This is a genomic window from uncultured Alistipes sp. (assembly GCF_902388705.1).
Taxonomy (GTDB): domain Bacteria; phylum Bacteroidota; class Bacteroidia; order Bacteroidales; family Rikenellaceae; genus Alistipes.
The window spans coordinates 1-10,967 of record NZ_CABMQJ010000061.1 but is presented as its reverse complement, the minus strand read 5'-3'; the positions used below and the strand labels follow the sequence as shown (position 1 = coordinate 10,967).

Below are 10,967 nucleotides of genomic sequence, written 5' to 3'. Positions count from 1 at the left end.
CGGCGGCGGCGGTGCCGGTTCGCGCTGGTAGGCGCCGGATGGTGGCTTGTCGCCGGTTGCAATTCCTGTCGCGTGCGGCAATTCCCTACGGGCGCGGATTCCGGGACGGGCGGCGGCTTCGGCGGCGGTTCGTTCTGCGGAGGTGGCGGTACGCGACGGCGGATGACGCAAAGATTGGATAGTGAATGAAATCAAGCATAAAATTATCGATTATGAAAAAATGGATTTGGATTGGAGTCGTCGCCATTGTGGTGATCTTCTTCTACGCAACGTACAACGGCTTCGTCAACAAGGAAGAGGGGCTGAAAACCGCATGGTCGAACGTCGAGACGCAGTATCAGCGCCGTGCCGACCTGATTCCCAACCTGGTGAACACGGTCAAGGGATATGCTGCGCACGAAACGCAGACGTTCACCGAAGTGACCGAGGCGCGGGCAAGGGCCACCTCGATCAACCTTTCGGCCGACGACCTCACACCCGAAAAACTGGCCGAGTTCCAGCAGGCGCAGGCACAGGTGCGCTCGGCCCTGGGGCGGCTGATTGCCGTGTCGGAGAGCTATCCCGATTTGAAGGCCAACCAGAATTTCCTCGAACTGCAGGCGCAGCTCGAAGGTACGGAGAACCGCATCTCGGTGGCCCGCAAGGAGTTCAACGAGGTTGCCAAAACGTATAACGTCGCCGTGCGCCGTTTCCCGGGCAACCTCGTGGCGAAGATGTTCGGCTTCGAGCAGAAGCCCTACTTCGAAGCGGCCGAGGGCGCGCAGGCTGCGCCGCAGGTGCAGTTCTGACGATGGCGAATCCCCGTACGCGCGGCTATGTGCTGGGCGCTGTGGCCGCCGCCAGTTACGGACTGAATCCGCTCTTCGCGCTGCCCCTCTACGGGGCGGGCATGGGCGTGGATTCGGTGCTTTTCTACCGCTACCTGCTCGCCGTGGCGATGCTCGGTGCGCTGATGCTCGTGCGGCGGCAGTCGTTCGCCCTGCGCCGCCGCGACGTCGTGCCGCTGGCGGCCATGGGGTTGCTGTTTTCGTTCTCGTCGCTGTTTCTGTTCGAGAGCTACAACCACATGGATGCAGGCATCGCTTCGACCATCCTGTTCCTCTATCCGGTGCTCGTGGCCGTCATCATGGCCGTCGGGTTCCGTGAAAAGGTCACGCGGGCCACGGTGCTTTCGATTCTGCTGGCCTTTACCGGAATTGCGCTGCTTTACAAGGGCGGTGACGGACAGGCGCTCTCCTTTGCCGGCGTCGCGCTGGTATTCCTTTCGTCGCTGTGCTATGCTATCTATATCGTGGGTGTCAACCGCTCGTCGCTGCGTGATATGTCCACCGAGAAACTCACGTTCTACGCCCTGTTGTTCGGGCTCTCGGTCTATGTCGTGCGGCTGCGCTTCTGCACCGGCCTGCAACCGGTTCCGACGCCCGGGCTGTGGATTAACGCCGTGTCGCTGGCCCTGTTCCCGACGATTGTTTCGCTGGTGACGATGGCTGCCGCCATCCGTCGTATCGGCTCCACGCCGACGGCGATTCTCGGGGCGCTGGAGCCGCTTACGGCGCTGTTTTTCGGCGTCGTGGTCTTCGGCGAGCAGCTCACGCCGCGCATTGTGGCGGGCGTGGTGCTGATACTTGCCGCCGTCACGCTCATCATCGCAGGCAAATCGCTCCACCTACCGCACCTATTCCTGCGTATGCGCAGGGCGAAATAGGGCGTGCGGCCTTTACGCACGCCAAGTGGGATGAAGCCGCGGCTTCATCCCACTTGTCGTATGTGATAGCGCTCCGGCCTGCCGGGAGCGTGGCACCCCGGCGTTATTCCGGCGGCTTTTACAGGCGGCTTTTCTCGTCGGCCGAGCCCGCTTCGACGGCTTTGCGCTTGAACGCCTTGCCCGATTTGAAATTGTAGGTCACGCCGATGGTGAAACTGCGGTCGTTCCACTGTTGTTTCACGTCGACCATGCGGACGAATCCGTCGCCGCGTGCGCCGATGTGCTGCGGCCGTTCGATCAGGTTGCGTACCGAGAACGATGCGGTGAACTTGTCGCCGAAGCGTTTTTTAATCCCGGCGTTCAGGAAATGCAGCGGTTCGACCCAGCAGTTGCCGAAGTCCATGCGCCCCTGGAAGCGGTACGACACGTCGATGTAGAATTTTGCGGGCAGCGTGAAGGTGGTCGAGCTGTTTACGAAATAGAAGTTGTAATGCTTCTCGGGGCTGTGCTGGTCGACGCGCTGTCCCTGACGGATGTAGGTCAGGTTGAGGTTCAGCGTCCACCATTTTGCGAACTGGAACGGTGCGTTGGCCGTGAGGTAGTAGTTCTTCGTCGTGTCGTAGTTGATCCATGCCAGGCACAGGCGTTCCGGGTCGTCCGCGTCGGGACGCATCGTCTGCTGTATCTCGTCGGTCTGGATCGTCATGCCGCCCGTAAGGGTGTATTTGTGTTTCAGCACCAGCGTCAGGCTGACGTCCTGTTTGTATGCGGGGTCGAGTTCCGGGTTACCCGTCTGGTAGGTGTAGTCCGATATCTGGAACCGCTGCGGGTTGAGGCTCCAGAAACGCGGTCGCTCGATCGTGCGGGCGTACTGCGCGATAAGCGAATAGGCCCCGTCTTTCGAAAGCGCATAGGAAACGTTGGCGTTGGGGAAGAGGCTGAAGTAGTTCTGCGAGATGTCGCCGCCCTTGCCCCGGGTGTGGGTGTATTCGCCGCGCAGCCCAGCCACAAGGCTCCAGCGCCCGAGGTTGGCCGATACGATGCCGTAGGCCGCGGCGATGTTCTCCGTATAGTTGATGGTGAAGCTCTGGTTGTCGTTGCGCACCCACGCGCCCTCCTTCACGTATTCGTAGAGCGCGTCGTTGTGCATGTCGTTGTAGGTGTATTTGGCGCCTGCGCGCAGCGACCAGCGGGGCGAAAATTTCTTGTCGAGGGCCAGCGTGGCGGTCGTGATGTCGTAGAGGCTCGACGAGTTGTCGCGGTAAATCGAGTCGACGACCGAAGCGGGGGAGGTTATGCGGCTGAAATTGTCGTTGTCGGCGTTTGTTGAACGGCGCGTATAATCGGCCAGCAGCTTGAGCGTCGAGCCGAGCGTGTCGAGTTTGTAGATGTAATTGAACGTCGCCGAGTAGTTGTCGCGGATGTTGCGTATGCCGTAGCGGCTTTCCGTGCGGGTCACGACACCCGCTTGCGTGAGGTCGGTGTAGGAGTCGTTTGGCCCCTTTTCGTTGTTGCGCCAGTACTCGAACTCGGCGCCGATGCTGTGCCTGGGGCTGATTTCGAATACCGAGCCGATGCTGCCGCCGAAGTTGCGGTCGCGTTCGGCGATTTCCGAATGGGACGTGAGGTTCGTATTGCCCGAGGAGTAATCGGTGTGCTCGTCCGAGATGGCCGTGTCCTTGCCGAAGTCGGCCCATGCCGAGGCGTAGAAATCGAGGCGGCCCCTGTGGATGTTGACGTTGCCGCTCGGCGTGTAGGAATGGTGGCGGCCGTTCTGCGTGGTGCGCATCGACAGCGAACCCTCCATGCCGTTTTCGCGGCGCTTTTTGAGCGTAATGCGGATGATGCCGCCCGACGAGTCGGCGTCGTAGTCGGCGCCTGTGGTCGGTACGACCTCGATTTTCTGTATCTCCTCCGCCCGCAGCGAGCGCAGGTAGGTGAGCAGCTGCGCCGGCTCCATGCGCAGTTCGCGGTCGTTGACGTAGACTTTCGAGCCCGATTTGCCGTTAATCGAGATTTTCTCGTCGTCGACCCATACGCCCGGGGCGCGTTCGAGCAGTTCGATGCCGTCCTTGCCGATGGCGGCCGGGGCGTTGGCCACGTCGACCACGAAGCGGTCGGCCTCGCGGCGGATAAGACGTGCCCTGACCACGACGCCCTCGATGCGTGTCGCGGAATTTTTCAGTACGATGTCGCCCAGATCGTTGTCCTGTCCGACATGCACCTGCCGCGTGACGGGGTCGAAGCCGAGGTACTGAACCGAAAGGGTGTATTCGCCCGTGGGAACTTTCAGCACGAAGCGGCCCGCATTGTCGGTCGCCATGCCGGTGACCTGCTCGCCGCCCTTGAGCAGCACGACCGTCGCATACTCCACGGCCTGCCCCTGTTCGTCCACCACGCGGCCCTCGGCAGGATACATGCGGGCAGCGAATACGCCTGAAACCGCCGTTGCGAGCATTACGATAAGGAGGAGAAGTTTTTTCATGATATTATGCGTTTAATTGTAATCTGTGCTGCATTTTATTTGATACCGCAAAGATATGTAAAAATATTTATACTTTGCAATGCATAGTACTTGATTTTTGCGAAAAAATCGATACATATGTATATAGTGGATATTTTGTTGATAAATCGTCGGGCGGCAGGATGGAATCCGGCGAATAATTCCTAAATTTGCAGATTGAATTATTATGGCTCATTGTCCCCGTATGCTACTGCAATCCGTCCGCCAGGCTGTTGCCGGCGCGAAACGGCAGGGCGGCAGGCGGGGCCCTGCGGCCGGAGAAACCCAAAACCGCTGAATGTATGATAAGCGTAATTTATTATATCTTCCTGACGCTGCTGTGCACCTTTTTCATGGTGCTGTCGGCTGTCGCGCTGGTCGTATGCTGGCCTTTCGACAAGGCCCGCCGCGTGGTGCACGAACTGTCGCGCATACTGGTGCGCACTTTCTTCGCCATTCCGCCCCGCTGGCGCCAGCGGGTGAGCGGCCTGGAAAATATCGACAGGAAGAAAAGTTATGTCATCGTACTGAACCACAACACCGTGATAGACATTCCGGCGCTCTACTACATTCCGCTCAACTTCCGGTGGGTGTCCAAGCGCGAGGTCTTCAAGGTGCCGTTTTTCGGGCAGTTCCTCGTTCTGCACGGCGACATCTGCATCAACCGCGGCCGCGCGGCCGTCGCGCTGGAACAGATGGTCGTCGACGGCAAGCTGTGGATTTCGCGCGGCGCTTCAATCGCCGTGTTCCCCGAGGGCACGCGTTCGAAGGACGGTGAGATTCACCGTTTCAAGGCGGGGGCTTTCACGCTGGCCAAAGAGGCGGGCGTGGATCTGCTTCCGGTGGTGATGGACGGCACCAAGACGCTCATCAAACCCAACGCGATGTTCAACTGGGGCAACCGCATCACAATCCGGGTGCTGCCCCCCGTTCCGGCAGAAAAGGTCGCCGCGACCGAAACGCACGAATTGATGGAGGAGGTGCACGACGCCATGTGCGCCGCCCTGGCCGGGATTCGAAACCAAAAATAGACTATGGCAGATTTACTCAATACAAATCCTAACGACAATTACGGCGACGACGCCATCGTTACGCTTTCGCCGCGGGAGCATATCCGCCTGCGCCCCGGCATGTACATCGGCAAGCTGGGCGACGGCACGCAGGCCGACGACGGAATCTACGTACTGATCAAGGAGGTCGTCGACAACTCGATCGACGAGTTCATCATGGGCGCCGGCCACCAGGTCGACATCACCGTCGAGGACAATGTGGTCACCGTACGCGACTACGGCCGCGGCATTCCGCTCAAGTCGCTCGCGGCGGCCGTCAGCGAGATGAACACGGGCGGCAAGTACGGCGGTTCGGCCTTCAAGAAGACCGTCGGCCTGAACGGTGTCGGCGTCAAGGCCGTCAACATGCTTTCGAGTCAGTTCACGGCCCGCTCCGTCCGCGACGGCGAGGCCCGCACGGTGAGCTTCGCGCAGGGGCTCGAAGTGAGCGACAAGTGGGAGAGCGGCGTGAAGGAGAAGAACGGCACGCTCATCTCGTTCCGGGTCGACGAGGAGGTTTTCGGCGAATATTCCTACAACCTCGAGTATGTCGAGCAGCAGGTGCGGAACTACACCTACCTGAACCTCGGCCTCACATTCAACCTCAACGGCAAGAGCTTCGTGTCGAAGAACGGCCTGCTGGACCTGCTCAACGAGAACATGACCGAGGAGCCGCTCTATCCGCCGATTCACCTGTCGGGCGACGACATCGAGGTGGCGATTACCCACGGCACGGGCTACGGCGAGAGCTATTTCTCGTTCGTCAACGGCCAGTATACCTCGCAGGGCGGTACGCACCAGGCGGCCTTCCGCGAGGCCATCGCCAAGACCGTCAAGGAGTTTTACCACAAGGACTACGATCCGTCGGACATCCGTACGTCGGTCATCGCCGCCGTTTCGGTCAAGGTCACCGATCCGGTTTTCGAGTCGCAGACCAAGGTGAAACTGGGCTCCAAGGAGATCGAGCCGGGCGTGTCGATGCGCAACTTCATCGTGGACTTCCTGGGCAAGCACCTCGACGACTACCTGCACAAGCACTCCGAAACGGCGCAGGTGCTCCAGAAGAAAATCGTCGAGAACGAGAAGGAGCGCAAGGCGATTTCGGGTATCCAGAAAAAGGCCCGCGAAACGGCCAAAAAGGTGTCACTCAACAACAAGAAACTGCGCGACTGCAAGATACACCGCACCGACAAGCACGAGCTGGCCGAACAGTCGATGATTTTCATCACGGAGGGCAACTCGGCCTCGGGTTCGATTACCAAGAGCCGCGACGTGCGCACGCAGGCTGTCTTCTCGCTGCGCGGCAAGCCGCTCAACTGTTACGGCCTGACGAAAAAGGTGGTTTACGAAAACGAGGAGTTCAACCTGCTGCAGGCGGCGCTGAACATCGAGGAGGACATGGACAACCTGCGCTACAACAAAGTGATTATCGCGACCGATGCCGATGTCGACGGCATGCACATCCGCCTGCTGATGATGACCTTTTTCCTGCAGTTCTTCCCCGACGTGATTCGCGGCGGGCACCTTTTCGTGCTGCAAACGCCGCTGTTCCGCGTGCGCAACAAGAAGGAGACGCTTTACTGCTACTCCGAGGAGGAGCGGCTGAAAGCCGTCGCACGCTGCGGCGCGAATGCGGAGATCACGCGATTCAAAGGCCTCGGCGAGATTTCGCCCGACGAGTTCCGGGAGTTCATCGGCGACAATATCCGCCTGGACAAGGTGCGCATCACCAAGGACGACCCGATTCATGACCTGTTGGAATTCTACATGGGCAAGAACACCTACGAACGGCAGGGCTTCATCATCGACAACCTGCGTATCGAGGAGGACATCGTCGAGCAGGATCTCGCAATTAATTAAGGAATATGGCAGAAGAAAAAGATATGATCGGGCGGGAGGAGCCGCTCAACGAAGAAGCATCGACCCCGCAAACGGCCGACGACGCGGCCGGCGAGGCCCCTGTCGCCGAAGCCCCGGCCAAGGCGGGCAAGTTCGACCGCCTGACGCAGGACGAGGGAGGCGTGCGCAAACTGACGGGCATGTACAAGAACTGGTTCCTGGATTACGCTTCGTACGTAATCCTCGAGCGGGCCGTGCCCCATGTCGAAGACGGACTGAAACCCGTGCAGCGGCGTATCCTCCACGCTATGAAAGTCGTGGACGACGGCCGCTACAACAAGGTGGCCAACATCGTGGGCCAGACCATGCAGTACCACCCGCACGGCGACGCGTCGATTAAGGACGCGCTGGTGCAGCTGGGGCAGAAAGACCTGCTTATCGACTGCCAGGGTAACTGGGGCAATATCCTTACGGGCGACGAGGCCGCCGCGGGGCGTTATATCGAGGCGCGGCTGTCGAAGTTCGCCCTCGAGGTGGTCTTCAACAAGAAGACCACCGAGTGGATGCTCTCCTACGACGGCCGCAAGGAGGAGCCCGTCACGCTGCCGATCAAATTCCCGCTGCTGCTGGCGCAGGGCTCGGACGGCATCGCCGTGGGCCTGGCGTCGAAAATTCTGCCCCACAACTTCGTGGAGCTCATCAACGCCTGCATCGCCCATCTGCAGGGGCGTGACTTCCAGTTGTACCCCGACTTCCCGACGGGCGGCATGGCCGACGTGAGCCGTTACAACGACGGCCTGCGCGGTGGCGCCGTGAAGGTGCGCGCCAGAATTTCGAAAATCGACAAGCGCACGCTGGCCATTACCGAGATACCTTATACGACGACCACCGAGTCGATTAAGGATTCGATTATCAAGGCCAACGAGAAAGGCAAGATCAAGATTAAGAAAGTCGACGACAATACGGCCGACAAAGTCGAAATCATCATTCAGGTCGCTTCGGACGAGTCGAGCGACAAGACCATCGATGCGCTCTACGCCTTTACCGACTGCGAGGTTTCGATTGCCCCGAACGCCTGCCTCATCTGGGAGGACAAGCCCCATTTCCTGGGCGTGAGCGAAATCCTGCGCCGCTCGGCCGAGCACACCAAGTGGCTGCTGGGACGCGAGCTGGAGATACGGCTCGGCGAGCTGAACGAAGCGTGGCACGCCGCCTCGCTCGAGCGTATTTTCATCGAGAACAAGCTCTACCAGCTCATCGAGGGCAGCAAGAGCCGCGAGGAGGCTTACGCCGCCGTGGACAAGGGGCTGGAGCCGTTCAAGAAACTGCTGCGCCGCGAGGTGACGCTGGCCGACGTGCAGCGCCTGACGGAGCTGAAGTTCATCCGGATTTCGCGTTACGACAGCGACAGGGCCGACAATGAAATCAAACAAATCGAGCAGGACATCGAGTCCACGCAGTACGACCTCGACCACCTGACCGAGTACGCCGTGGCCTACTACGAGCGCATTCGCGAGAAGTACGGCAAGGGCAAGGAGCGCAGGACAGAGCTGCGCGAGTTCGACAATATCGAGGCGACGAAGGTGGCCGTGACGAATGCCAAACTCTACGTGGACCGCGCCGAGGGATTTTTCGGCATCGGAAAGTCGATGAAGGACGCCGAGTTCGTATGCGACTGCTCGGACATCGACGACGTGATTGTCTTCACGAAGGACGGCCGCTACGTCATCACCAAGGTGAGCGACAAGGCGTTCTTCGAGAAAGGCATCTACTACATCGGGGTCTTCAAGCGCAACGACGAGCGCACGATTTACAACGTGCTCTACCGCGACGGCAAGAACGGCCCGATTATGATGAAACGCTGCGCCATCAAGGCCATCACGCGCGACAAGGAGTACGACATCACCAAGGGCACGCCCCGCAGCGAGATACTCTACATGTCGGTCAATCCGAACGGGGAGGCCGAGGTGCTGAAGATATACTTCAAGCCCCGTCCGCGCCTGAAAAAGGTGATTGTCGACCTCGATTTCTCGACCCTCGCCATCAAGGGCCGCCAGAGCCAGGGCAACCTCTTCTCGCGCTACGGCATCCACAAAATCGTCCTCAAGGAGCGCGGCACCTCGACGCTCGGCGGCCAGAATATCTGGTTCGACGAGGATGTCCGCCGCCTGAACGCCGACGGCCGCGGCAAGCTGCTGGGCGAGTTCAAGGGCGACGACCGGATTATCGTCTGGACGTCGAAGAACCAGTATTACATCACGGGATACGACCTCGTGCAGCATTTCCCCGACGAAACGGTGCGCGTGAGCCGTTACAATCCCGAACGCGTGTATAGCGTCTGCTACTACGACCGTTCGCAGAAATACTACTACATGAAGCGCTTTACGGCCGAGATGAGCGATAAGATGCAGTTCTTCCTCGACGAGGAGGGGCAGGCCGATTTGGTCGCCGTCACCGAGCGGGCGGGCGCCAAACTCGAAATCACCTATAAGGGTGCGCACGCTTCGCGCCCGGCGGACGAAATCGACGTCGACGAATTCGTGGGCGTCAAGAGCCACCGCGCCAAAGGCAAGCGCCTGACGACTTACGACGTGGCCGGGCTGCGCTTTATCGAGCCCGAGCTGCCGCCCGAGCCCGAATCCCCGGAGGAGGACGAGGCGGAGGAGCTCCCCGGCGACATGCTGACCGGGGATACCGCGCCCGAAGAGGGCGATGGTGCTTCCGGCGCTGATTCGGCAGCCGGCGACGCGGCCGGCAGTGCCGCCGCATCCGCTTCCTCACGGCCGGCGGCAAAAGACAAACCGGCGGCCGCCGCGAAGAAAGCCGGGCAGGCCCCTGCCGACCTGCCCCGTACAGGGACGGCCACGGGCGGCGTGGAGTTCGAAATCGAACGCGCCAGAGGCGATGCCGACGAAGTCATCGACCCCGAGCAACTCAACCTCTTTTAAGACGCAGGCGATGAAACCCCTCTTCCTTATCGGGTACATGGGCTGCGGCAAGAGCACCCTCGGACGTAAGCTCGCGCGGCGGCTGAACGTGGCGTTCACGGATACCGACTCGCTGGTCGAACAGCGTGAGGGGGCTTCCGTGGCGGATGTGTTCCGCTACGAAGGCGAGGAGCGTTTCCGCGAAGTGGAGCGCGAAATACTCGAGCAGGCCATCGCCGAAAGCGGCGCTGCGGTCGTTTCGACGGGCGGGGGACTTCCCGTGTGGCGCGACAACATGGCGCGTATGAATGCCGTGGGGTATACCGTATACCTGCGTCGCAGCGCCGGCCGGATTGCGAGCCGCTTGAGCCCCTACGGGCGGCAGAAGCGGCCCCGCCTGCGGGGGTTGAACGACGCGGAGCTAATCGAATTCATGGCCCGGGACATGGCCGTGCGCGAGCCGTTTTATGCGCAGGCGCATCTGGTCGTCGACTGCGACTCCCTGTCCGACGACGAGGTGGTGGAACATATTTTGAAACGGTTGGAGAATTAGTCCGGCGGCGCCCCTGCCGTCCGCATCGGACGCCCGGCGGACCGGAATGCAGGTTGCACGTTGCGGTGCGCCGCGAATGACGAACGAGATGATTGCCGATATGTATAATAACGCTCCCATAGGTGTTTACGATTCGGGGCTGGGCGGGCTGACCGTCTGGCGCGAGGTGCGGCGTGCGCTGCCCTCCGAGTCGCTCGTCTACCTGGGCGACGGCAAAAACTGCCCATACGGCTCGCGTCCCCGCGAGGAGGTGCGGCGCCTTGCCGACGAGGCTGTGGCTTTCCTGGTGGCGCAGGGATGTAAAATGGTCGTCGTGGCGTGCAATACCGCCACGGCTGCCGCCATCGACTTCCTGCGCGAAAAATACGCTTCCCTGCCGATTGTGGGCATG

Annotated in this window: 9 protein-coding genes; 8 read left to right on the top strand and 1 reads right to left on the bottom strand. The window is 60.5% G+C overall.

The window, feature by feature from the left end:
- The 3 genes from QZT71_RS10710 to QZT71_RS10700 all read left to right on the top strand — a co-directional run.
- Nucleotides 1-189, top strand: a 189-nt coding sequence (locus QZT71_RS10710) for a hypothetical protein (RefSeq protein ID WP_295915939.1), incomplete at its 5' end; no start/stop codon positions are given.
- A gap of 23 nt (nt 190-212) precedes the next feature.
- Nucleotides 213-788: a LemA family protein gene (locus QZT71_RS10705; protein ID WP_295915937.1), complete on the top strand. Its 576-nt coding sequence runs from the start codon at nt 213-215 to the stop codon at nt 786-788.
- 2 nt (nt 789-790) lie between these two features.
- Nucleotides 791-1,705, top strand: coding sequence for a DMT family transporter (locus QZT71_RS10700; protein ID WP_295915934.1), 915 nt, complete (start codon nt 791-793; stop codon nt 1,703-1,705).
- Between the two features lie 118 nt (nt 1,706-1,823).
- On the opposite strand, the gene QZT71_RS10695 is transcribed toward QZT71_RS10700, so the two are convergent.
- Nucleotides 1,824-4,190 carry an outer membrane beta-barrel protein gene (locus QZT71_RS10695; protein WP_295915932.1) on the bottom strand — a complete coding sequence of 789 codons (2,367 nt, stop codon included), beginning with the start codon at nt 4,188-4,190 and terminating at the stop codon, nt 1,824-1,826.
- A gap of 320 nt (nt 4,191-4,510) precedes the next feature.
- On the opposite strand from QZT71_RS10695, the gene QZT71_RS10690 reads away from it, so the two are divergent.
- The 5 genes from QZT71_RS10690 to QZT71_RS10670 form a co-directional block, all read left to right on the top strand.
- The gene (locus tag QZT71_RS10690; protein WP_295915931.1) at nt 4,511-5,239 is read left to right on the top strand and encodes a 1-acyl-sn-glycerol-3-phosphate acyltransferase; all 729 of its coding nucleotides are present in this window, start codon (nt 4,511-4,513) and stop codon (nt 5,237-5,239) included.
- Nucleotides 5,240-5,242: 3 nt separating this feature from the next.
- Complete coding sequence (locus tag QZT71_RS10685; RefSeq protein WP_295915930.1) at nt 5,243-7,117, top strand: DNA topoisomerase IV subunit B; 1,875 nt, start codon at nt 5,243-5,245, stop codon at nt 7,115-7,117.
- 5 nt (nt 7,118-7,122) lie between these two features.
- Nucleotides 7,123-10,044 (top strand): DNA gyrase/topoisomerase IV subunit A, encoded by a 2,922-nt coding sequence (locus QZT71_RS10680; RefSeq protein ID WP_295915927.1) that lies wholly within the window; start codon nt 7,123-7,125, stop codon nt 10,042-10,044.
- Nucleotides 10,045-10,054: 10 nt separating this feature from the next.
- Complete coding sequence (locus tag QZT71_RS10675) at nt 10,055-10,576, top strand: shikimate kinase (protein WP_295915925.1); 522 nt, start codon at nt 10,055-10,057, stop codon at nt 10,574-10,576.
- An 88-nt stretch (nt 10,577-10,664) separates the two neighbouring features.
- Nucleotides 10,665-10,967 (top strand): glutamate racemase (locus tag QZT71_RS10670; RefSeq protein ID WP_295915922.1); only part of this gene is annotated, 303 nt, incomplete at its 3' end.